This is a genomic window from Campylobacter showae, from assembly GCF_004803815.1.
Lineage (GTDB): Bacteria > Campylobacterota > Campylobacteria > Campylobacterales > Campylobacteraceae > Campylobacter_A > Campylobacter_A showae.
In genome coordinates this window covers 559,962-582,335 of the sequence record NZ_CP012544.1, presented here as the reverse complement: position 1 = coordinate 582,335, position 22,374 = coordinate 559,962, and the positions used below count along the sequence as shown (strand labels likewise).

General features: G+C 43.2%; 19 protein-coding genes. 2 read left to right on the top strand and 17 right to left on the bottom strand.

The features are described 5' to 3' along the window. Positions 1-12: 12 nt before the first annotated feature. From CSHOW_RS02860 to nhaD, 15 genes are all read right to left on the bottom strand, one after another. Positions 13-2,208 (bottom strand): polyribonucleotide nucleotidyltransferase, encoded by a 2,196-nt coding sequence (locus CSHOW_RS02860; RefSeq protein ID WP_002948304.1) that lies wholly within the window; start codon positions 2,206-2,208, stop codon positions 13-15. Further along, positions 2,193-2,903 (bottom strand): phosphoribosyltransferase family protein, encoded by a 711-nt coding sequence (locus CSHOW_RS02855; protein WP_039895183.1) that lies wholly within the window; start codon positions 2,901-2,903, stop codon positions 2,193-2,195. The genes CSHOW_RS02860 and CSHOW_RS02855 overlap by 16 nt, the downstream gene beginning before the upstream one ends. Continuing rightward, the gene (locus CSHOW_RS02850; protein ID WP_002948301.1) at positions 2,903-5,077 is read right to left on the bottom strand and encodes an LPS-assembly protein LptD; all 2,175 of its coding nucleotides are present in this window, start codon (positions 5,075-5,077) and stop codon (positions 2,903-2,905) included. The genes CSHOW_RS02855 and CSHOW_RS02850 overlap by 1 nt, the downstream gene beginning before the upstream one ends. Continuing rightward, complete coding sequence (locus CSHOW_RS02845; RefSeq protein ID WP_002948300.1) at positions 5,067-5,516, bottom strand: RDD family protein; 450 nt, start codon at positions 5,514-5,516, stop codon at positions 5,067-5,069. The genes CSHOW_RS02850 and CSHOW_RS02845 overlap by 11 nt, the downstream gene beginning before the upstream one ends. Further along, positions 5,513-6,766 carry a phosphoribosylamine--glycine ligase gene (purD, locus tag CSHOW_RS02840; protein ID WP_002948299.1) on the bottom strand — a complete coding sequence of 418 codons (1,254 nt, stop codon included), beginning with the start codon at positions 6,764-6,766 and terminating at the stop codon, positions 5,513-5,515. The genes CSHOW_RS02845 and purD overlap by 4 nt, the downstream gene beginning before the upstream one ends. Positions 6,767-6,998: 232 nt before the next feature. Next, positions 6,999-7,631: a uroporphyrinogen-III synthase gene (locus CSHOW_RS02835; protein WP_002948296.1), complete on the bottom strand. Its 633-nt coding sequence runs from the start codon at positions 7,629-7,631 to the stop codon at positions 6,999-7,001. Between the two features lie 83 nt (positions 7,632-7,714). Then, positions 7,715-8,935 carry a PIN domain-containing protein gene (locus tag CSHOW_RS02830; protein WP_002948291.1) on the bottom strand — a complete coding sequence of 407 codons (1,221 nt, stop codon included), beginning with the start codon at positions 8,933-8,935 and terminating at the stop codon, positions 7,715-7,717. A gap of 38 nt (positions 8,936-8,973) precedes the next feature. Beyond that, positions 8,974-9,618, bottom strand: a complete 645-nt coding sequence (locus tag CSHOW_RS02825) for a cupin domain-containing protein (RefSeq protein WP_002948288.1) — start codon at positions 9,616-9,618, stop codon at positions 8,974-8,976. Between the two features lie 133 nt (positions 9,619-9,751). Continuing rightward, positions 9,752-10,186, bottom strand: a complete 435-nt coding sequence (locus tag CSHOW_RS02820; RefSeq protein WP_039895182.1) for a very short patch repair endonuclease — start codon at positions 10,184-10,186, stop codon at positions 9,752-9,754. 5 nt (positions 10,187-10,191) lie between these two features. Further along, positions 10,192-11,496: a hypothetical protein gene (locus tag CSHOW_RS02815; protein ID WP_002948287.1), complete on the bottom strand. Its 1,305-nt coding sequence runs from the start codon at positions 11,494-11,496 to the stop codon at positions 10,192-10,194. A 2-nt stretch (positions 11,497-11,498) separates the two neighbouring features. After that, positions 11,499-12,473 (bottom strand): ATP-binding protein, encoded by a 975-nt coding sequence (locus CSHOW_RS02810; RefSeq protein WP_002948285.1) that lies wholly within the window; start codon positions 12,471-12,473, stop codon positions 11,499-11,501. 167 nt (positions 12,474-12,640) lie between these two features. Further along, a complete protein-coding gene (locus CSHOW_RS02805; RefSeq protein WP_002948283.1) occupies positions 12,641-13,615 on the bottom strand; it encodes an ATP-binding protein in 975 nt (324 codons plus the stop codon). Beyond that, the gene (locus CSHOW_RS02800; RefSeq protein ID WP_002948281.1) at positions 13,612-14,667 is read right to left on the bottom strand and encodes a DNA cytosine methyltransferase; all 1,056 of its coding nucleotides are present in this window, start codon (positions 14,665-14,667) and stop codon (positions 13,612-13,614) included. Before CSHOW_RS02800 ends, CSHOW_RS02805 begins: the two co-directional genes overlap by 4 nt. Before the next feature lie 62 nt (positions 14,668-14,729). Continuing rightward, complete coding sequence (gene guaA / locus CSHOW_RS02795; RefSeq protein WP_002948280.1) at positions 14,730-16,262, bottom strand: glutamine-hydrolyzing GMP synthase; 1,533 nt, start codon at positions 16,260-16,262, stop codon at positions 14,730-14,732. 9 nt (positions 16,263-16,271) lie between these two features. After that, entirely contained in the window at positions 16,272-17,663 is a 1,392-nt protein-coding gene (gene nhaD, locus CSHOW_RS02790) for a sodium:proton antiporter NhaD (protein WP_002948277.1), read from the bottom strand. A 137-nt stretch (positions 17,664-17,800) separates the two neighbouring features. Between nhaD and CSHOW_RS02785 the strand changes: the two genes are divergently transcribed. Both CSHOW_RS02785 and uvrC read left to right on the top strand, forming a co-directional pair. Then, a complete protein-coding gene (locus tag CSHOW_RS02785) occupies positions 17,801-18,283 on the top strand; it encodes a hypothetical protein (RefSeq protein WP_002948274.1) in 483 nt (160 codons plus the stop codon). 64 nt (positions 18,284-18,347) lie between these two features. Next, positions 18,348-20,162, top strand: coding sequence for an excinuclease ABC subunit UvrC (uvrC, locus tag CSHOW_RS02780; RefSeq protein ID WP_002948271.1), 1,815 nt, complete (start codon positions 18,348-18,350; stop codon positions 20,160-20,162). A 245-nt stretch (positions 20,163-20,407) separates the two neighbouring features. Here uvrC and CSHOW_RS02775 read toward each other — a convergent pair whose 3' ends face one another. Then, positions 20,408-21,001: a tetratricopeptide repeat protein gene (locus tag CSHOW_RS02775; RefSeq protein ID WP_002948268.1), complete on the bottom strand. Its 594-nt coding sequence runs from the start codon at positions 20,999-21,001 to the stop codon at positions 20,408-20,410. Between the two features lie 119 nt (positions 21,002-21,120). Continuing rightward, positions 21,121-22,293 carry a molecular chaperone DnaJ gene (gene dnaJ, locus CSHOW_RS02770; RefSeq protein ID WP_002948265.1) on the bottom strand — a complete coding sequence of 391 codons (1,173 nt, stop codon included), beginning with the start codon at positions 22,291-22,293 and terminating at the stop codon, positions 21,121-21,123. Positions 22,294-22,374: the final 81 nt, after the last annotated feature.

Sequence of the window (22,374 nt, the reverse complement as noted above, 5' to 3'; positions counted from 1 at the left end):
TCTCCTTTAAATTTATTGCGCTAGAGAAAGGGAGATTTTGTGCCCTTTTTGCTCGCTGATTTTTACTTTAACCTTATCGCCTGCTTTTAGAGGCGTTTTGATCTTTGAGATGTGCAAAAGTCCGTCCACGCCGCCTGGAAGCCCGATAAAGGCGCCAAATTCTACCACGCTTTTTACCTCGCCCTCAAATTCGTCTCCGATATTAAACTCAGGCGTCTTGTGAGGCTTGCCGTCTTTGCCGCCTCTTTTGCCGCCAAAGCCCTTACCGTTATCTTTTGAAACGATTTGGATAATGTAGTCTTTAGCCGCGTCAACGCTTGATTTTTGCGCGCCGGCGATCTTTACCTCACCTTTTTCGCGGTCTAGATCGATGGCGACGTCAAATTTTTCGATGATCTCTTTTATCGTTTTGCCCGCTTGTCCGATGATGTCAACGATCTTGCCAGGATCAACGCTGAAAAGCTCTAGTTTAGGCAGTATGTCTTCGTTTACGGAGATATTTTCGTTTGCTTTTTCCATCAAATTTAATATATGAAGCCTGCCTTCGCGCGCCTGCAAAAGCGCTTCTTTAAGCACGTCAAGGCTGATACCGCCTAGCTTTATATCCATCTGAAGCGCGGTTATGCCGTCTTTGCTGCCCGCGACCTTAAAGTCCATATCGCCGTCGTGATCCTCTAGTCCCATGATGTCGGTTAGCACAGCATGCTTATCGCCCTCGAAAATTAACCCCATCGCAACGCCCGCAACTAATTTTGGCGTATCGACGCCTGCAGCCCTCAGCGCTAAAGAACCGCCGCAAACGCTGGCCATCGAACTTGAGCCGTTACTTTCTAAAATTTCGGACACGAGTCTGATCGTATAAGGCGAATTTACGTCGATACTAGGCGCAAGGGCACGCTTAGCGAGGTTGCCGTGTCCTAGCTCGCGTCTGCCCGGAGCCTTTAGCGGACTAGCCTCGCCGACGCTAAAGCCGGGGAAGTTGTAGTTAAACATAAATTTATCCGTCACGGCGCCTTTTTCCGTTAGCATATCATACATCTGCGCGTCGCCGTCGGTACCTAAAGTCGCCACCACGAGAGCTTGCGTCTGGCCGCGGGTAAAGAGGCAGCTACCGTGAGCGTTTGGCAGAATATTTGTCTCGATGCTGATCGGGCGGACCTCTTTAAGCTCCCTACCGTCGGCGCGCACGCCCTCGTTTATGATCTGCTCGCGGACGATTTTTTTCTTAAATTTAGCCAGGACGTTAGAGACGACCTCCTCCTCCCAGCCCTCTTTTTGCGCTACTTCGTCGGTTAAAATTTGCTTTGCGATCTTGGTTAGCTCGCTGGCGCGCTCACTTTTAGCCATCTGATTTATCGCAGCTTTTACGTCATTTTTGTAAAATTCGTTTAGATAGACGGCGACGCTCTCGTTTTCGATCTCCGGTTTTAGCTCGAGCTGCGCGTCTTCTTTTTTATGCTTGCTAAATGCCTCTTCATAAGCGTTTGAGGCGCGAAGTATGGCTTTACCGGCTTCTGCGATCGCCTCCACGATGAGATCCTCGCTAAATTCGTTCATATCCTGCATCGCTATCACGCCGCTTAAATTCGGATCCATCATAGGATCTAGCGCGATAGGCACTATCTCGTCTTTTTCGGTCGGGATGCTTCTCATCTCGATCATCAAAAGCTCGTCTTTAACACCCGCCACGTAAAGATCGAGCGCCGAAGTTTTTAGCTCGGAGTTGCTAGGGTTTATCACGAATTTGTTATCTATATATCCCACGCGTACGCCGCAAACAGGCGCATTTACGGGGATGTCGCTAAGATAAAGCGCGACTGAGGCTGCATTTAGAGCGACGACTTGCAGATCAACCTCGGGGTCGCAGGATAGCACCATTACGACGATTTGCGTCGGATACGCGTAGCCCTTTGGAAAGAGCGGACGAAGCGAACGGTCGATGATACGCGAAGTTAGCGTCTCAAAATCCCCCGGTTTAGTCTCTCTTTTTACGTAGCCGCCGGGAATCCTACCCGCTGCGTACGTTTTTTCGATATATTGCACCGTTAGCGGTAAAAAATCCTCACTAACTTGCGTGTCCTCGCGAGCGACGGTGGCTAAAACGACGGTATTTTTTACGCGTAAGAGCACCGCACCGCTAGCTTGTTTGGCGACCTTGTTTATATCGTAAATTTCAACTTGATTATTGACTTCTATTGAATACTGCATGTCCTGATATCTCCTTGTTTTTGTAATGGTATATAAAATGGACTCTCCTCTAATATGGAAAGCACGGTTTCTGGTTTTGGTTCGATTTTGTTTTCGTAATAAAAATCCACCTCGATAAAATTTGCGATCTTGTGTACGGCGTAAATTTCATCCACCAGCGGCGCGATAGCTGCGGCGACGTCGGTAGCGATGAGCGGCGTGGCGTAGGTGACTGATTTTACTCGCTCGCGCATGAGTGTTTTTAGGCAGGTTAGCGCTGTAAGACCCGTCTCGCAGCCCTCATCGACGAGCAGGATATTTCTATCCTTTAGATCGCCGATTAAATTTCCTTTTCTAAATTTATATACGTTTTTTAGGATTTTTTCGTCATATTTGCGATCCGCCTCGCCATAAACGAAATCGTAACTAATACCAAAGCTCTTAATCAGCTCATCGTTTAGCACCACGTCATCCTTTTCGCTAACCATCGCGATCTCACACTCCGGGTTATTCGGCGCAAAAATGTGCTCGCAGAATAAAATCTCGTAGCTCAAATTTAGCCCGCGAGCTATGCTGTCGACCATGATAACCGATTCTATGGATGCGCATATCATCAGATATTCGCCTGCAACCAGCTCCTTCTTGGGCAAAATTTCGAGCAACTTTTCGGCTGCTTCGAGCTGGTTTTCAAACATAAGATCCCGGTAATCGCTCATCAGCTACCTTGCGTCGTCTGTCCTACCGAAAAGTCGTAATGCACGCCGCCCATCGGATAGAAATTTATAAAGAAGTAAACGCCTCTTGATTTTTTGGCGGCCGTTCCGCTGGTGGTCGTGGTCGGTTCAAGCTCCTCTTCGTAGACAAACGTGTAGTTCCAGCATTTTCTGCGGTGAGAGACGCCTAGCTGCCACTGCTTGTTATAGTCGCGCTCAAGGTCATACTGAGTACCGCTAAATAGCCTATAGTTATGCGGAAGCTCGACGTAGCCGTTTAGGTGCAGATAGTTTTGCTTTTCCTGCGCATTTTTTCTTTGCATCGTGTGCCAAAGGCTAGCGCCGAATTTATCGTGCGTATAGCTCGCGCCGCTTTGAACTTTTTCAAAGTATTTATTGTCATAAGAGTACTCAAGCCTGTTGTAAAAAGACAAATTCGGTAGCGGATACCAGCCGATGATGTTTTTCAAATTTGAGCGCTTGTTCTCTTTCGTGTAATAACCCTGCGAAATCGTATGGCGCAAAAATTTTCTTCCGTCTTTGTTAAAGAAATACTGCGTCGCTCTGGCCGAAACCTCGTCTCTAGTGTGCTGAGGATTTATAAAGCTCTGATATTTTCGTCCGAGCATATCGTATACGTATACGTTGCCGTCATCTTCGGCCGTCTCGTATCTGTCTGGCAAGTCGCCTTCATTATAAGCCTTAACTACGTAATCTACGCCCAAATTTAAACTATGATAAAAGCTCTCGTAAGCCTTAGCTAGATCTGTCTGGAGAGAAAATTTATGATAGTTTTCTATATAGTTTGCGCTCTTGTCCTCGTCTCCGGTCGGACGGTACATTTTCTTTGCATAGTCCACGTGGGTAGCGTATAAATAGTGATAATACGAGAATTTAAGATAATCGTCCGCTAAAGGCAAATGAAAGGAAACCGGCAGATTAAATTCGTACTGCGTCGCTTTTACGCCGATTTTTCTCGTGTAGTTATGCGAGTAGAGATCGACAGAATAAAGCACGTTCGGCAGGATAAAACTATCGGTAAATTTATGATACTGAAAGCTCGGATACTCTTGAAGCGTATCTTTGTTTTCATTTGGGCTACCGATTTTTGAGGTGTCCGTGTAGTACCTCGCATATGCGCCGAAATAGTGCTTGTCGCTACTTAGAAAATAGTTTAGTTTTGAGGTTACGAGGGGATTGTCGTCGCTACCCGAGCCTCGTTTTTTCAAATTTATATAGTCGATATCGTTTAGCGCCGTCGCATCGAGCCACAAGCCCTCCTGCAAATCCTCGTTTATCAGGTGCTTAACGAGCCTATCTCGCTCATATTTTACATCAGCGCCCTTATGCGTTTTGTTTTTAAGAGGGAGTCTTAGCGAGTTTTTCTCGATCTGTCTTTGGCGGTATCCCTCAGTATCTCTAAAAACACCGAGCGTCACCGAACCCTTAGAATAAGGCGAATCGGCAAATCTAAACGTACCGTATATGCCTGTACCGCGTCTAGTGCGAATTTGCGGATCAAACTGTAAGTCCCAGCTGTCGTATTCGGCGATATAGATCGGTTGTTTGTAGTAAAATCCGTCGTTTTTGCCGTAACCAAACTCAGGCGGTAAAAGGCCTGTGCGTCTGCGAGTGTCTGTAGAAAAGCCAAAATACGGCAGATAAAACACAGGGACGTTTCCTACGTAAAACACGGGATTAAAAAGGTGTAAAAATTTACTCTCGCGGTTTAGCTTGCCGCTGCTAAATTTGATCTTCCAGTCGGGGTCTTGGACGTTACAGCTCGATACGACCGCGCCGTTTACCTCGTAAAATTTAGACGTGCTGTTACTCTCGTCACTTTGCATCCACACTTCCATGTCGCGGTTCATCATAAATAGCGTCTCGTAGTTACTATCTTTACTATTTAGGTCAATCTTTGCGTACGAGCAGCGCGAGATTTCGTCCTTGTTTCTTATCAAATTTACGTTACCAAAAAGCTCTAAGATCTCTTTTTGCTGATCGTAAACAGCTCTGTCTGCGCTCATCAAATAATCTTGCGAATACACAAGTACGTTTTTATCTGCAGTAACTATACCCTTATCGCGTTTTACGTCATCAGCCAAAAGCTCGAAATTTTGAGCCGCAAAGCAACTAAAAGCCCCAAACATTAGTAACAAAAAAATTCTAGTAAACATTTATAACTACCGTTTTCGCGGCCTTATCTTGCCACGTTTGAAATAATGGATTTGAAAACGCCCATGCAAAACCTAGGAAAAATGCGTTTTCACCGATGATGCGAACCAAAGATCGAGTGAGAGAATTTAGCAAGCCCGGCTTATCGAGCAGATCGATATCCACGCACACGATCTTCATCGCGACCTTGCCGATACTAGCACCGCAATACCACGTAAAAAACGTCTGGTAAATAACCTCGAGCAAGACTATCTGCGGTATCATTTCCATAGCTAGCGCACTAATCTGCTCGTAGTCTAGTCCGTCAAATTTCTCGTAGTAAACGGCATAGAATAAAACCGAGATGAGAAATTTATCTATCCCCCACGCGACGGCTCTTTTGCCGACGCTAGCGAGCGTGATATTTTCGTTTTCGAGCCTGTCGATGACGCTTCTGCTCATTCGCGTCCTTTTAGCATTTGCCAGGCGATATCTTTTCGGTACTGCGCGCCGTCAAATTCTACCTTTTCGCAAAGCTCATAGGCCTTTTGTTGCGCTTGTTTTATACTTTTGCCAAGCCCCACACACACGAGCACTCGTCCGCCGTCGGCATATATCTCGCCGCCCTGCTCGCTCACGCCGGCAAATGCTATGTGCGAGTTTTCAGGCACGTTTTTTACGCTGATTTTGGCCCTAGGCGAGCTTGAAAAAGGATAATTTTTACTAGCCATCACAACCCCGACGGCAAATTCGTCTTTTAGCTTTACGGGTTTTAGATCGCCTTTTGCCGCGTTTAATAAAATTTCGCCCAGATCGCCATCTATTAACGGCATTAGCACTTCGCACTCAGGATCGCCGAAACGCACGTTAAACTCAAGCACGTACGGCATACCTTTAACCACCATAAGTCCCGCAAAAAGCACGCCGCAGAAAGGATTTCCCTCGGCTTTCATGCCTTTTAGAGTCGGTTTTACGACCTCTTCTTCGACCTGCTTTATTAGCTCCGGACTCGCTAGCGGACTAGGAGCGTACGCACCCATACCGCCCGTATTTGGTCCCGCGTCGTTGTCTTTTAGGCGTTTGTGATCCTGCGCTACGGGCAGACTAACGAAATTTTCGCCGTCGCAAATCGCAAAAAAGCTAAGCTCAAATCCGTCTAAAAACTCCTCCACTACCACGCGTTTGCCAGCCTCGCCGAAGCTCTCGCCGCTTAGCATATCGCGAGCCGCTGCTTTGGCCTCTTCGCGGCTTTGCGCGATTATCACGCCTTTGCCAGCGCACAGCCCGTCAGCCTTGACGACGACTGGAGCGGTAAGACAGTCTATAAATTTAGCCGCAGAATCGTAATCGTCGGTATTTAGATAAGCAGCTGTTCGGATAGCGTTTCTAGCTAAAAAGTCTTTCATAAACGCCTTACTGCCCTCAAGCCTAGCCGCAGACTTGCTCGGTCCAAAAATGTTTAAATTTCGCGCCTTAAATATATCCACGACGCCGGCGCTTAGTGGAGCCTCGGGGCCGACGATAGTTAGCTCTATTTGCTCTGATTGGGCAAATTCTGCAAGCTGATTATAGTCTTTGATTTTTAGATTTGTGCCGAGTTTTGAGGTGGCTCCGTTTCCTGGAGCAAAGAAAAGCTCGTGTTTGCGGGATTGTTGAAGCTTTAGAGCTATGGAGTACTCGCGCCCGCCGCTTCCGATTATCAAAATTTTCATAATTTCTCCAAAAATAAAAACCCAAGTGAGCGGTGCGCATATAAGTGGCCCGAAAATTCAAAGCCAACCTTGCAAATAGGCGGTTCCTTTAGGTCGCAACTTCTCGCGCTCGCACGCTCAAACGAAGCCGCGTCGCACGGTCGCCGCACATCTTCGCCGAAACTAATGTGTTGGACCCTATAAAAATACGCTGCCAAATCACTCAGGCAAGGCTATTATATAAAATTTTAGCTTAAAGTAGCGTTTTTGCGAGGTTTACGCAGGAATTTATATTTTGCTGGGCGCTCACTGCGGGCGCCGTAAAATTTCCCAGCTCTTTTGCCGTCGTAAATCCGATAGCGACGGCTTTATAGCTCTCATCCCAGCCGAAATTTCGAGTAAAATTTCGCACCGCCGAGGGAGCCGTAAAAATAATCACGGAGTTTTTGGGCGGTTTTTGCTCTTTTTCAAGCGGTTTAAAAACGTTTTCGTAAGCGATTATTTGCGTCAAATTTACGCCGCTTTCTCTCAAGATTTCGCCCACGCTCGAAGCCGTCTCGCGCGCTCTTAAAAATAGCGTTTTTTTACCTTTTAGAAACGGTGCGATCTCGGCGGCAAAGTCGTTTCCGTGAGCATTTTTTGCGGTGTAAATTTGAGCAAAACCAAACTCCATAGCCGCGCAGCTAGTGCCGTCGCCGATGGAGTAAATTTGCAAACTAGCGGGCAAAATTTGATTAAATTTTAGCGCGTTTACGGAGTTTTTAGAGGTTAGAACCAGTGCGTCAAATTCGGCTAAATTTACGCTAAATTTATTAAATTTGATCTTGTTTAAAACCAGCGTTTTTACGCCCTCAAATTCCAAATTTGACCCGACCAGATAGATCATTTTCGCCCTTAAATTTATGATTTCGCGTCCGAATTTTACCGCAAATCCTTAAAATTTAAAAGCCGTAGCCAAAAACGCTAACTCTATTTCGCCGCGTCGCGCCTGCTTAGGTACTCTTTTGCCTTTTGTTTTAGCGCTTTATACAGCTTGCCGGCGTCCTCTGCTCCGTATTTTTTTACCAGTCCGTTGTGAAAATCACCCAAATTTTTACTCTCAAACGCGATTTTTCTAATCTCTTGCTTTTTAGTCTCGTCTATCTTGAGCGATGGTTGCGATTTTACTGTATTTTCAGCTTTATTTTTTGCTTCGTTTTGCGGTGCGTTAGCTTGCTTTGATTTTTGCGGCGGACGCTTGTTTGATAAATTTTGCCCTTTTTCATCCGCTTTAAGATCCTCGCTAGAAGCTTTGTCGCTTAAATTTTGCTCCGCGTCTTTTGGCTGCTCGGTAGAACCCGGATCATCGCTCAAATTTGCTTCTACGGCTTTTGCCTCTTGTAAATTTTTCTCCTCTTTTGCCGCCGCGTCGTTTTCGCTCTCTAAGGGTTGCGATTTTTCGGACTCCGTATTTTGCACTATTTGCGAGCGATTTTCTAAATTTTGCTCTTTTGCCTGGGCGCTTTGAGCGTGTAAAACCTCGCCGCTTAAATTTGACTCCGTTTTTAATTTTTCTCGCTCGTCAAGTTTTTGCTCATCGCCTTGAGTCGCCGGCCTAGATTTTGCGGAATTTGGCGCTGCGATACGCTTTACTTCGCCTTTTTGTGGGTTATCGAGCTGAGGCTTTTTGTAGATTTTTCTCGCGTCCTCTTTTAGCGCGTTATACACGCCGGCGCCGTTTTTGCTACCGAATTTTGAGATAAATTTCATATGAAGCTCACTTAGGCTTCCCGAGTTTCGTATCAGGATCGCGATTTCGTCTTGATTTTCTTCGATGAGCTGCGCCGTGTGCGAGCGATTGAAGTCAAATTTGAGCTTATGAAATTTGCCGCCGTTTTTATCTTGTTTATTAAAAAAATCTATCACGTCGTCGTAAAATTTATCGTTGCTGACGATATAAATTTTGTCTTTTTTGTGCGAGAGTTTACCCATTAAAAACGTAATTATTTTATCGGCATAGTCCTTGTGAGCGCTTTCTAAAAGTATGATTTTTATTTTGATTTTTCGCGCCAGAAACCACGCCAAAACGGAGATGCTTAGCTTTTGTCTATTGTTCGTTACGATGTAAATTTTATCTTTTTGTCCTAGCTTTTTTAGCGTTGCTAGATTATCTACGCTTATGTTTTCGTCATCTATTATAAATCTTGCCATATATTTCCTAAACGAGTCGGGGCAATCGCCCCGAAACTCTACATCTTATCTTTTGTTACGATGAGTAACATTTTAAATTTTTCCGAGATCTTTAACCCGTGCGGGATTTTACCCGGAAGCACGATGGTATCGCCCTTTTTGATATCAAAATGCTCGTCACCGATGGTTAGCTTCATCTCGCCGTCAAGCGCTATCAAAAGCGCGTCGCCCGGAGCCGCATGAGTGGAGAGTTGTTGGTCCTTTGAAAACGACAATAGCGACATCGAGCCGCTTTCGTTTTTGACGAGCGTTTTGCTCACGATTTTGCCTTCTTCGTATTCGACCGCATCTACTAGGCTAAAAATAGCCGCCTTAGGTAAATGATCTATCATTAAGTCCTCCTTAAAATCGATTGAGACGTATTTCGTCGGTTCGTTAAAAACTAGTTTTCGCCACACTTTTTTCTCTATCAGGCAGGCCTGTTCGCCGCCTAAGCGCATCTGCTTTTCGCCGTAGTGCAAGCTCGCACCGCCCTCCACGACCCACGCGAGGCTGTCGCAAAATAGCATCTCGTGATCTAGTTCCTCGCCCGCGTCAAAGGCAAATACGTCGACGTGAGCATTCTCGCAATCAAAAATCCTTTTGCTAACGACGCTTTTTGCGACGACTTTCGTGTCGGCGTTTAGATTGTAAATTTTACCCATTTTTCTTCCTTTCGTAAATTTACGCGTCATTGTAGCTAAAGTTTTTGGACGATTTGTTGATAAGGATTATCTCTTTATCGTATGTTATATTTTTGGTTCCAATATTTTTAGAATACATTAAAACTATACACTTTTAATAGTCGTTTATGTTGCATAACCTTATCTTATTTACAAGTTCGTCCAATGTTTTCTCTCTTTCTTTAATGCCTAATTCGCACTGCCAAACAACTAACACTTTATACCCTATGCCAGCTAATTCAACATATGTTTTTTCATCACGAATAATATTGTTTGATATTTTTTCTCTCCAAAATTCGGTGTTGGTTACCGGTAATGTTGCTTTTTTACAATTTTCGTGTCCGTGCCAAAAACAGCCGTTTACGAAAACAACCGCTTTGTATTTAGGTAAAACAATATCCGGTTTTCCAGGTAAATCTTTTGCATTCTTTCTATACCTAAAACCGTGTGCAAAAAGATATTTACGTACTAAAATTTCCGGTTTTGTTTCTTTTCCCGAAATTTTTGACATAATATCGGAACGTTTCGATTTTGAGAAAATATCCGACATATATTCTACTCTTTATTATTTTTTAAAGGGCCACTTAATTCCGGGATAATATTAGAAATTCCCAATCTGGCAGAATAGGAGGAATATTTTTGTAAAATATCGGCAAATAATCTCGATTTTGCCCTAAATATAATTTTATATTTTGAATCATTTTTAAGGTTTTCATCTGGAAATATAAAAGTGTATCGGAAATCAAAACAAAGTACACAAGGCTTAGTATCTATCTCTATAGGCCAAAAAAGATATTTATTATCTCCCTTGAATGCAGCATTCATAAATTTCCAAATTTTATCATTATCACTATTTGAAAGATCATATATAAAGCCGCCAATTAATTTTGAATTAATTTTTTTATGAGAAAAATCGCATGGAGGCGTCAACTCTATTCCAATAACTCTTGATTCCTTAGGTTGATTTTGTATTTTAAAATCAGACTTATTTTCTATAATTTCGTAAATATTTCCAGGCACGATAATATCTTGTTTTATATTAACACTATCTATAAAGTGTTTGGCATTTAATTTAGCATAATTAAATAGTTCTTCTTGTAAATTATTTTTCCATGGATTTTGAGGAATCGGGCTAAAAACATTCACACTATTTTTATTTTGCTGATTGATCAAATCGGAATAAAGTAATTCATCAAAAGCCTTATATGCGTCGGTCGTTAAATCGTATCCTTCCACTTGATCTTTAGGTATTCCGGTATGGCTCAATGCCATTTTATACAGGATATATATCAATTCGGTTTGTTGTTTATCATAATCCGTAACTAAAGAATATATATCAGATATTGCCTTACCACTGGCGGATTTAACGGAACTCATCCAGTTTACAAAAAAATATGCTGCCTTATCTTTTTGTAATATATCGTTTAAATCGTCTAAAATATTACCATATCCATTTTTTAAATAGTTTGATTTATCAAACGGCACAATAAACATAGGTAAACAATATTTGTCTTTATCCTCCAATAATTTATCTTTTAAGATTGAAATATCATCCGTATGTTTGGACCAAACTACTAATCCGTAACACCCATTTGTTTTAGGTAGAATTTTTAATAATATCGGTCTGATTTCCGTAGAAATATTATTTTTTATATTGATACTATCATCTAACGACAAATCCATAAAAATAAGTTGTCTGTATTTTTTAAGAGGTATTATGTCCTTAAATTGCTTATCTTGAGGATTTACTATTTGAATCTTTACGGAAATATCCTCTTCTTGCAATTTTTTTGCAAGTTCCTCTATTTCTTTCTCTTTGTCATCAATAATTACAACGCTATCAATAAAATCGGTTATCATAGTTATTCCTTTGTTTTTTCTTTTGGAAAACATAATGCAATAATTGCCTTATTAATTTGATTTTTTTCAACATCTTTCGGCAGTTCAATATCGTTTTCATCCAAAAATAATAGCTCGCCTTTCATTGCTTTCATCATTTCATCGGCTATATGCAGACCGAGCCCCATCCCTATGTTATGAGGCTTTCCGGTTATAAAAGGTTGAATTGCCGCATCTGTAGGAATATTAAATCCAGGACCGTTATCACTTACAATAATAGAGTTATAGTTTTTTATTTGATCTGTTATGTAAACGGATATTTTTCTATTTTCTTTTCGTGAATAACTCAACCAATAAATAGAATTATCCAATAGATTGGTCAAAACCGATATTGCTTCCGCCTGTGCCAAAAAAGCAGATATATTACAATTTTTAGGATTATTGTATACTTCTATTTTATGATCGGAAAATCTAAATTCATAATTTTCCAACGCTATATTTACTATATCCGACAATATTGTATCTTTAATCGCAGACTTTCTAATCATTGCCGTATAACCGCGAACTATTTTTTCCAGCCTTAAAGAAACTTTAATTATTTGATCTTTTTCTCCGTTTTTAACATAACCGAGTAATGCTGCAATCTGTTTTTCAATCTCATGGATAACAACACTTAAATTTAGTCCCGCATTTGCACTTTTTATAAGAACTTCTTTTACTTCTTTATATTGAATACTTATTCTGTTTAGATATTTTATAATATCCTTCTTGTCGACCTCATTAGTAACTTTTTTTTCAACAAGTTCCATAACTTCTGCCAAATCGGAAAGAACAGGTTCAATAACTTTATATGTTTTATATAGAGTTGTTAAACGGAATTTATCGACATTTCGTTGCCTAACAAAAATATTCAATACATAATTTATGGCATCTACGAAAGCGTTGTACACTTCATCTTCAATAAAGCCTTCTCTGTTTGTCTTTTCTCTCAGACCCAAACTTTCATTGCGTTTCAGTCTGACGTATCCCAAAATAATATTATTGCTAACATAGCTACCAACCCTATGCACTCTTTTTAAGTCTATACCAAGCCAATCGTTGTCTCGCTCACCATAATCATAGACCCTTACATTATCTCTATATACTCTTATTCCCCCGTTTTCGTTTAAATAATCGCTAATACTTTTTTTTCAGCATTTACATAATTAAAAATAACCGCATCTTTTTCAAAAATAATAATATCGAACTCTATCTCTCCTATTTGCAGTTCATCCAGATCAATCTCATATTCCACCAACTTTTTTTTCCCATCTTCTTCTTTTAGTCCTTTGAGATATAAGTCTTGCTCTCCTAAATTTGATAAATTCAATTTCCTCCCATCAATTTTATTCAATGAGCTCCATGGTCGAAATTCATAATTAAACTTTTTGATTCTATTACCATTTAAAATACAGCTACCAAAATACAGTCCGCCGTTTGCGATAATATCCTCGAGTTTCGGTAGCCCTTCAAAAATATTTTCATTGCTCCAAATATCGACTTTAAAAGAGTCATTATTGTCTGCAAACGGACTATTAAGGGATAATAAATTTCTATATATTTCTCTTATCTGCCTTCTATCCCATTTTGATTTTAGTTCTTCTATAATAATGGTTGTGCCTGTATTATTTTTTGAATATTGTTTTGGAACCGTATTTTCTATAACATCAATATCAAAATCATCAATCTGTTTAGCATTTTCCAATTCCGTCCAGTCTATCGATAACTCAACTTCTTTGTCATTTATGGTTTTTGAGAATAATCTGATTTTTTTGCCTAATTTATGCACACCTAATCTGCCTATGCCCTTTTCCCCTAAGGGATAACGTCCGCATTGATTTTTTTTTGCATTTTTTTTATGATTAGTACCCACGACAAGCCAAACATTTTTTATAATATTGGCATTCATTCCAAATCCATTATCAGAAATAACAATCTTTTCCAATTCTTTATTTCGGGAATAAAATTCTACCTTGCATTCTGTTGCACAGGCATCGTAAGAATTTTTTACCAACTCAAGAATTGCTATACTTTCGTTTTTTATTAAATCTTCACCAAAATGAGCAATAATCCTTGGTGTAATCGAAAAATGCTGCTTCATATACTATAATCCGTTTTCTTTATCGCTTCACCTAATTGTCTCGCATATTCAGGTGGTACAGCATTTCCAATCAACTTTGCAGCTGCCGCTATGCTGGTAGTTTTAAAAACATAATTTTCCGGGAAAGTCTGTATTGTCGCTCCTTCTCTTATAGAGATAGCTCTGTTTTCTTCAGGATGCCCGAAACGCCCGTTCGAAATACTAAAAAATTTTGTAGTAATGGTTGGTGCCGGCCTATTCCACCACATGCGTCCGTATGTATCTTTAAAACTATCGTCTTTACCCACAAAACATTTTAGTTGAAGGTCTGTTTCGTTTGCCCAATCAAGCCTACTTCCACCGTTATGTCTGGTTTTTTGCAGTCTTCTTAAGCTTTTATCGCTTAAGCCTGCTACCGTATGATAAAAATCGCTATCATCTCGATATCCAGCTTTTACTTCAGGAAAACCATTTTTTTTACCGATAACTTTATCAAGAGTAATCATTCCCGTACTCTCAACCGGCAAACAAATACGCATATTTTTTAAGCGTGTTGCTATTAATGAAAATCGTCTCCTATTTTGAGGAATCCCGTAACGACTCATATCAATTACTTTATATATAATGTTTTCGTAGCCTATTTTTTTTAACTCAGTAAGGAATCGCGGTAAGACGCTATCTTTATTGGTTATTATTCCAGGGACATTTTCAACAAGAATGTAGCCTGGAGTATAATACGCTACAAAACGAGCAAAATCCATTAATAAATCTTTAGATTGTAGCGAGTTGGTCTTATCTGAATTGATTATGCTGTAAAATTGACAAGGACTGCATCCCGCAAATATCAAGTTATCATCATTTCGATTAATATGAAAGTTCTGCTCAAAGTAATCAATTTTTAATTTCCGAATATCTGAATGAATAAAAACACTTCCTTTGTTATTATATTCATATGTTTCTTTTGCGTCTTTGTCAAAATCAATGCCGGCAACAACGTAAATCCCTGCCTGGCGGAGTCCACAAGTCATACCTCCTCCACCACAGAAAAAATCTATAGCTTTGTATCGTTTCATATTTTCCTTACCATTAGTTAAAATCTATAAACAATAAAGCAACCTGGATTTTAACAATATTCTCACTCCCACTCTATCGTCGCAGGCGGTTTGCTAGAGATGTCGTAAACTACGCGGTTGATGCCGTCTACTTCGTTTATTATACGGCGAGAGACGTTTTCTAGCAGATCGTACGGTAGGCGCGAGAAGCTAGCCGTCATACCGTCGCTAGCGTCCACTACGCGTATGCACACGGCGTTTTCGTAAGTGCGGTTATCGCCCATAACGCCTACTGAGTGCACGTTTAGCAGTACGCAAAACGCTTGCCACGTTTTGTTGTACCAGCCGCTAGATTTTAGCTCGTCGCGTAGGATCACGTCGGCTTTGCGTAGCAGCTCAAGGCTTGGCGTATTTACCTCACCCATTATGCGGATCGCAAGGCCCGGACCTGGGAATGGGTGACGGAACACGAGCTCTCGCGAAAGACCGAGCTCAAGTCCTAGCTGACGCACTTCGTCTTTAAAGATTTCTCTTAAAGGCTCGATCAGCTCAAAGCTCATCCAATCAGGCAGTCCGCCGACATTGTGGTGGCTTTTGATCGTCTTGCTAGATCCCACGACCGAGCTTTCGATGATGTCGGTATAAAGCGTACCCTGGGCTAAAAATTTGACGTTATCGTGCTTTTTGGCCTCTTTTTCAAAGATTTCGATGAAAGTTTCGCCGATTATCTTACGTTTTTTCTCTGGATCTGTTACGCCAGCAAGCCTTTCTAAGAAAGTTTTACTCGCATCTATGCTAACTAGCTCGACACCAAGCTTTGTTCTAAAAGTTACCTCGACCTGCTCGCGCTCTCCCGTTCTAAGTAGTCCGTTATCGACGAAAACCAGGATCAAATTTTGCGGTATCGCAGCAGCCAAAAGAGCTGCGGTTACGGAGCTATCTACGCCACCGCTAACGGCGCAAAGGACTTTTTTGTTGCCCACGGTTTCTTTGATTTTAGCGATCTGGGTTTTAGCAAAGCTGCCCATATTCCACGTGCTTTCGCAGCCACAGATATATTTGGCGAAATTTTTTAAAATTTGAGTACCAAACTCGCTGTGTTGAACCTCCGGATGAAACTGCAGAGCGTAAAATTTGCGCTTTTCGTCGCCAAACACGCAATAAGGCGAATTTTCGCTAGTCGCGATCGCCTCAAAGCCGTTAGGTAGGTTTTTTACGAGGTCGGAGTGGCTCATCCAGACGATTTGCTTTTCAGGCGTATCGGTAAAAAGCGGATGAGATTTTAGGACGTTAAGGCTTGCCTTGCCGTACTCTTTGTGAGAAGCCGGAGCGACCTCTGCGCCAAATTTATGCGCCAAAAGCTGCATGCCGTAGCAAATGCCTAAAATCGGCAGCTTTAGCTTAAATACGCCCTCGTCGCAAAAATACGCATCCGGTGCATAAACGCTAGCAGGCCCGCCGCTTAGGATTATGCCTTTTGGTTTTTTCGCTTTAATCTCATCGACCTTGACGTTAAAAGGCAAAATCTCGGTATAAACGCCCTGCTCACGCAAGCGTCTAGCGATGAGCTGAGTATACTGCGAGCCAAAATCCAAAACTATTATCGTGTTATTCATGATTGCCCTTTAAAAATACAAATGGAAAATTTCAAACTGTATGTACCAGATCACGACCGATACGATATAGCCGGCAACCACGGTCCATGCGTATTTCATATGCGCGCCGAAGGTATAGATGCCTTTTAGTTTGCCCATAACGCCAACGCCCGCAGCCGAACCGAAGCTTATCATAGATCCGCCGATACCCGCAGTTAAGGTAACTAATAGCCACTGGCTTAAATTTTCGCCCACATCCGCGCCCATCATAGGATTTGCTTTTAGCACGGCGGACATAACAGGGACGTTATCCACGATAGCAGACAGGAAGCCGACACCTATATTTACGGCAGTGGCGCCAAATTTATCATAAAGAGAAACGGCATAGTTTAAAAATCCGACGAAGTGCAGCGCGCCGACGGCGGCAAGGATACCGAAAAAGAAGAAAAGCGTGTTGTTTTCGATCTTTGACATATAGTGAAAGACGTGCATAGGCTCTTCGTTTTTATTAGTTTTTTTGTAGATGTAGGTGTAGATGCTAAGAAGCGAGAAGCCAAACATCATGCCCCACATCGCAGGTAGGTGAAAAAGCTGATGCATCATAACAGCCGAAAATATCGTAAATGCGCCAAGACCGATAACGACTTTACCGCCCTTTTTGATGCTTACTTTCTGCTCTGTCGCAGGGTCAAAATGCGGACTGCCCGCAGGTACGATGCGCGCTAGTAAGAAAGCCGTAACTAGCCAGCCGATAAATGAAGCAGGGAAAAGCGCGAAAAAGTCGATAAAAGGAGCCTTGCCCGCAGCCCACGCCATTAGCGTCGTGATATCGCCAAACGGACTCCATGCGCCGCCTGCGTTTGCGGCTACGACGATATTTATCGCGCCGGCTACTAGGAAATTCGTATTATTTCTATCTATCGTTAAAAGTACAGTGGAGAGGATAAGAGCGGTAGTTAGATTGTCGGCGACCGGGCTAATGAAAAACGCCAAAACGCCCGTTAGCCAAAAGAGTCTTTTGTATGTATAGCCTTTTGAGACGAGGTTGTATTTTAGCGCGTTAAATACGTCACGCTCGATAAGCGCCTCGATATAGGTCATCGCGACCATTAGGAAAAATACAATCTGCGAAATCTCTAAAATCAGGTGATTTACCTCATTTTGCAACAAATGCACGTCTAGGCCGTTTGCCAGCATATAAAAGCCGATAAGCAGAAACATAAAAGTGCCGATAAATATGGCCGGTTTAGCCTTGTCGATGTGAAAATTTTCCTCCGTAGCGATGAAAAAATATCCCACGACGAAAATGATGAGGCTCGCGATACCCACCCACGTAGTCGTTAAATTTAAAGCCTCGCCCGCAGCGTCGCCGCTACCGAAGGCCAAAGCGAAAAACAGACTCAAAAGTCCGACGATCTTCATTTGTTCTCCTTGATTTATAGTTTATTTATCTTTTCGGTTTTACTGTTTGAGGGCTCGGACGGCACTTCATAGAACGGATCACCCTTGTGGCCGCAACCTGCTATAAAAATTAACAAAAAAAATGCTAAAATCGCCTTATGAAAGACGCTAAAACTATTATTCGACATATTGTTGATAATCCTTTTTATAAAGAGTTAAAAAACCGTAGCGAATGCGGGGAATTTTTACGGCTTTTAAGCCTAAATCATCGCAGGCTCATCGCCTTTTGCTACGAGAAAAACGGCATTTTGTTTTTCGCCCTGTTTCATCCGCTAGGACTTCAGGAATTAAAAAGCGATAGTAGTATAAAAATGTTAAAAGGCTTATTAAAAATCTATTCTAGCGTAAATTTTGACGGCAGGCTCGCTCGCGTGACGGACGTTAAATTTTTTGTGACAAAGCATTTAAAATTTAAAAAAGCGACTGACCCATACGAAAAAAAGCGAATTTTTACCTACGCCGAGCCATCTAAAGGCGAGTTTATAAATTTAGCCAAAAGCGAGCGGATTTTCGAAGGATTTGAAAAAATTCGCCTTGCTATCAAGCAAAATTTAGCTAAAGAATCAAGCGAGGCGCGATGAATCAAATTTGGCCGAATTTAACCCCAAACGGCAAAAGCTCAAATTTACTAGCGGGAGCTAAAATTTGCTAATCGACGAGATCCGCTCGTTGCCCGCCAAGCCCGGCGTTTATCAGTATTTCGACAAGGCCGGCAAGCTGCTTTACGTCGGCAAGGCTAAAATTTTAAAAAACCGCGTCAAAAGCTACTTTTCATTTACGCCCGAGCTCGCCCCCTCGCCCAAGGTCAGCCCGCGCATACACAAGATGATCAGCGAGGCCGTACACCTCGAGTATATCGTTACTCCCAGCGAAGCCGACGCGCTGATACTAGAAAACTCCTTCATCAAGCAGCTAAGGCCCAAATACAACATCTTGCTGCGCGACGATAAGACTTATCCCTACATATACGTAAATTTGGACGAGGATTTCCCGCGCTTTGAGATCACGCGAAAGATCGTCCGAGGCAAAAATATCAAGTATTTCGGCCCCTATTTTCGCGGCGTGCGCGAGCTTTTGGATGCGCTAAGGCTAAGCTTTAAACTCGTGCAAAGCAAAAGCGCGCTCAAAGCCACGGGCGCATATCTACCTTATCAGATCGGCTACTCCGAGGCCCCTCTCATCAGCAAAATTTCGCCCGCAGACTACGCCAAGGTCGTAGAGAGCGCGATCGCGGCGCTAAATAATCCTCTTTCTATGCTGCCAAAGCTCGTAAATTTGATGAACAAATACGCCCAAAACGAAAACTACGAGCAAGCCGCCCTCGTGCGCGATAAGATCAACGCTATCAAAGACCTAGACGTCAAAATCGAGGTCGATCTGGCTAAGCTCGAGGACTTTGAGGTTTTTGCCGTGGGCGCGGAGCAAAATTTGCTTTGCGCGGTGCGTTTTAGCGTGCACGGCGGCAAGATCAGCGGCGTGTATCAAAACATCACGAACGCAAAAATGAGCTCGCAAGGCGATCTAAACGACGCTTACAAGCAAATCGTTTTAGAGAGCTTCCCGGCTGGCGCGCCAGTCGTGAGCGCTAAAATTTACACGCTAGAAGCCTTTGAGGACGCAAGTCTAGTAGAGGAGATTTTAACCGCTCGCCACGGCCGTAAATTTAGCATATCGGTGCCTAAAATCGGCGAGAAAAAGCGCATCTGCGAGATGGCGCTAACAAACGCACAGGTCTTTATCCAAAAGTACCTAAAAACCCACGACGACGCGTTTTTGGACGAGCTAAAGGAGTATTTTGGCCTCGCATGCGCGCCGCATGTCATCGAGACCTTTGACAACTCGCATATGTTCGGCGCGGCCGCAGTCGGCGCGATGGTGCGCTTTGAGCACGGAAACTTCGCCAAGGAGCACTACCGCCACATGCACCTCTCCCACGCAAACGACTACGATCAGATGCGCCAGATGCTAACAGAGCGTGCTTTGCGGTTTGACAAACTTAGTCCGCCCGATCTCTGGCTCATCGACGGCGGCCAGGCGCTGCTAGACCTCGCCTCGGATATCATCGCTAGCAGCGGCGCAAACGTCGATATACTCGCCATCTCAAAAGAAAAAATAGACGCCAAAGCCCACCGTGCAAAAGGCGGCGCGAGGGATAAAATTTACGCTAGCAGCGGCGTATTTACATTGCCCGTCGGCGACAGACGACTACAGTTTTTTCAGCGTCTTCGTGACGAGGCGCACAGATTTGCCATTACCTTTCATCAAAAAACCAAGCGCAAGGAGGATCTGGGCGCTAGCAAGCTAGCAGACGCCGGCGTATCGGCGGGCAGTATCGCAAAGCTCGTTAAATTTTACGGCAGCTTTGAAGCGATAATGACCGCAACGAGCGAGGAGATAGAAAAGGTGACGAATAGGAGCGTAGCGGCTAAAATCGAGCAGCTAAAAGAGAGTGAAATTTGAAGCTTATTTTGTAAAATTTGCCCTGAAATTTGAGCCAAATTTGACGCATTTGTTTTCGTTAAATTTGAAAGGGCAAATTTAACTCGCCGCTTTTGGGTAAATTTCGCCGCGGTTATTTGCAAATCAATCCGTCAAATTTGACGCAAAAAGCGATCAAATTTTCGCGCTAAACGCAAAATTTACGCGGGCGATTACGTAGCGCAAATTTAAATTCCGCGCCGCCGCCAAGGCCTGCTTCGGCAAATTTAGCGTTTCGCGGCTTTTTCTATCGCTTCGGCGGCTTCGCAGCCCTCATTCCAGCCGTAGGCGCACGCCTTTTGCAGATAGTTTTTTGCGCGAGCCACGTCTTTTTCGCCGAGCATTGCGTTGTAGTAAAGCGCGCCGAGATTAAAGCACGACATCCCGTCCTTTGCCTCGCAGGCTTTGCGCCAGATTTCGCCCGCTTTTTGCGCGTCTTTTTTGACGCCGAGCCCCTGCTCGTAAAGTGAGCCTAAGTTCGCACAACCCAGCAAATACCCGCTATCGCAGGCTTTTTTATAGAGCTCGGCAGCCTTTGGCTCGTCCTTTTTAACCCCTTCGCCTTTGCGGTAGGCGACGCCCAAATTTACGCAAGCGCGCACGTACTCCCCGTCGCACGCCTTTTTAAACAGCGCAAACGCCTTTTCGTAGTTTTTGTCCAGGTCGCACTCTTCAAGCTTGATGCCGATGTAGGCAAGCCCTAAGTTATCGCAGCTCTCAAAATCGCCCGCGTCGCAATCTTTTTGAAGCCAGTCCGTATCGCACCCCGCCGCATTTAAAGAAACCGCCGCAAAAGCGGCTAAAAATATAAATTTATTCATCTTGTATTTTCAATGCCGAATTTAACGCGCCGTTTTGTAACGAGCGCAAATTTAAGCCCGAGCGACTGGGCAAATTTAACAAAATATTGCGCCCGTCAAAAGGCAAATTTGACCTAAATTTACGCCTTTTTGCTCTTTTTCTTGCCTTTACTATCGGCCTCTTCACCCTTAAACCACCCTTTTATCTTGTCCAAAATTCCTTCGTCTTCTTCTTCGTCGTAGCTCGCCTTGCCCGCCTTGATACCGAAGCTTTCTTGCAGCTGATTTAGTAGAGAGATCTGCTCGTCCGTTAGCTCTTTTGGAGTTTTTATGGAGATTTGAGCTACGAGCCTGCCGTACCTTTTGCTATTTACGTTTTTTATGCCGAGCCCGTCAAATACGAACTGCTGCTTGTCTTTTGCGCCGACCGGTAGCTTTAGCTCGGTCGTGCCTTTTAGCGTCGGGATCGTGATCGTCTCGCCCAAAACCGCCTGCGTGAAAAATACCGGAATCTCGATATAAACGTCGCTTTCGTGACGCACGAAATGCTCGTCGGCCTCAACTTCGATATGCACGTATAGATCGCCTCTAGCGCCGGTTGATGATACATTGCCCTTTTCGCTCACGCGCATACGCATACCGTCGTCGATGCCTTCGGGGATATTTACTTTCACGCTTTGGCGTTCTTCTTTGTAGCCGCTACCGCCGCAATCAGAGCATCTATCCTTGACCGTTTCGCCCGTGCCGTTACAGTACGGACATTCCTGCACGAAGCTCATAAAGCCCCTTTGCTGCGATATCCGGCCCCTGCCCTCACAGTGCGGACATACGTGCGTTTTGCCGTCTTTCGAGCCGCTGCCTTTGCAGGTTTGGCACGGTTTTTTTATCGTAAATTCTATCTCTTTTTCGGTGCCGAACACCGCTTCGTTAAATTTGATCCTAAGAGCTATCTCTAGATCGAGCGGATATTTGTCGCTGCTTCTTTTACGGCTGCTTGCGCCAGGGCTAAATCCGCCGCCAAAAAACGAGTTAAAGATATCGCCCAAATCAAAATCCGCGCTAAATCCGCTAGAGCTAAAGCCGCCTCTGCCCTCAAGCCCCGCTTTGCCGTATCTATCGTATATCGCGCGCTTTTCCTCGTCGCCTAGCACCTGGTAGGCTTCGTTTACCTTTTTAAAATTTTCTTCCGCCTCTTTGTCGCCTTGATTGCGGTCTGGATGGTACTTTAGCGCTAGTTTTCTAAATGCTTTTTTTATGGTTTCAGAGTCGCTATTTTTACTGATTTCTAAAATTTCGTAGTAGTCTATTTCCACAAAATCTCCTAAAATTTTTAAATTTAAAGGGCGATTTTATCTTATTATTTATAAAAATTCAAAGCGGGGGAGAATTTTAAA

Excerpts from the sequence above, each read along its gene's own strand:
- CSHOW_RS02860 (WP_002948304.1), bottom strand. The coding sequence starts at position 2,208 with ATGCAGTATTCAATAGAAGTCAATAATCAAGTTGAAATTTACGATATA.
- CSHOW_RS02855 (WP_039895183.1), bottom strand. The coding sequence starts at position 2,903 with ATGAGCGATTACCGGGATCTTATGTTTGAAAACCAGCTCGAAGCAGCC.
- CSHOW_RS02850 (WP_002948301.1), bottom strand. The coding sequence starts at position 5,077 with ATGTTTACTAGAATTTTTTTGTTACTAATGTTTGGGGCTTTTAGTTGC.
- CSHOW_RS02845 (WP_002948300.1), bottom strand. The coding sequence starts at position 5,516 with ATGAGCAGAAGCGTCATCGACAGGCTCGAAAACGAAAATATCACGCTC.
- purD (WP_002948299.1), bottom strand. The coding sequence starts at position 6,766 with ATGAAAATTTTGATAATCGGAAGCGGCGGGCGCGAGTACTCCATAGCT.
- CSHOW_RS02835 (WP_002948296.1), bottom strand. The coding sequence starts at position 7,631 with ATGATCTATCTGGTCGGGTCAAATTTGGAATTTGAGGGCGTAAAAACG.
- CSHOW_RS02830 (WP_002948291.1), bottom strand. The coding sequence starts at position 8,935 with ATGGCAAGATTTATAATAGATGACGAAAACATAAGCGTAGATAATCTA.
- CSHOW_RS02825 (WP_002948288.1), bottom strand. The coding sequence starts at position 9,618 with ATGGGTAAAATTTACAATCTAAACGCCGACACGAAAGTCGTCGCAAAA.
- CSHOW_RS02820 (WP_039895182.1), bottom strand. The coding sequence starts at position 10,186 with ATGTCGGATATTTTCTCAAAATCGAAACGTTCCGATATTATGTCAAAA.
- CSHOW_RS02815 (WP_002948287.1), bottom strand. The coding sequence starts at position 11,496 with ATGATAACCGATTTTATTGATAGCGTTGTAATTATTGATGACAAAGAG.
- CSHOW_RS02805 (WP_002948283.1), bottom strand. The coding sequence starts at position 13,615 with ATGAAGCAGCATTTTTCGATTACACCAAGGATTATTGCTCATTTTGGT.
- CSHOW_RS02800 (WP_002948281.1), bottom strand. The coding sequence starts at position 14,667 with ATGAAACGATACAAAGCTATAGATTTTTTCTGTGGTGGAGGAGGTATG.
- guaA (WP_002948280.1), bottom strand. The coding sequence starts at position 16,262 with ATGAATAACACGATAATAGTTTTGGATTTTGGCTCGCAGTATACTCAG.
- nhaD (WP_002948277.1), bottom strand. The coding sequence starts at position 17,663 with ATGAAGATCGTCGGACTTTTGAGTCTGTTTTTCGCTTTGGCCTTCGGT.
- CSHOW_RS02785 (WP_002948274.1), top strand. The coding sequence starts at position 17,801 with ATGAAAGACGCTAAAACTATTATTCGACATATTGTTGATAATCCTTTT.
- CSHOW_RS02775 (WP_002948268.1), bottom strand. The coding sequence starts at position 21,001 with ATGAATAAATTTATATTTTTAGCCGCTTTTGCGGCGGTTTCTTTAAAT.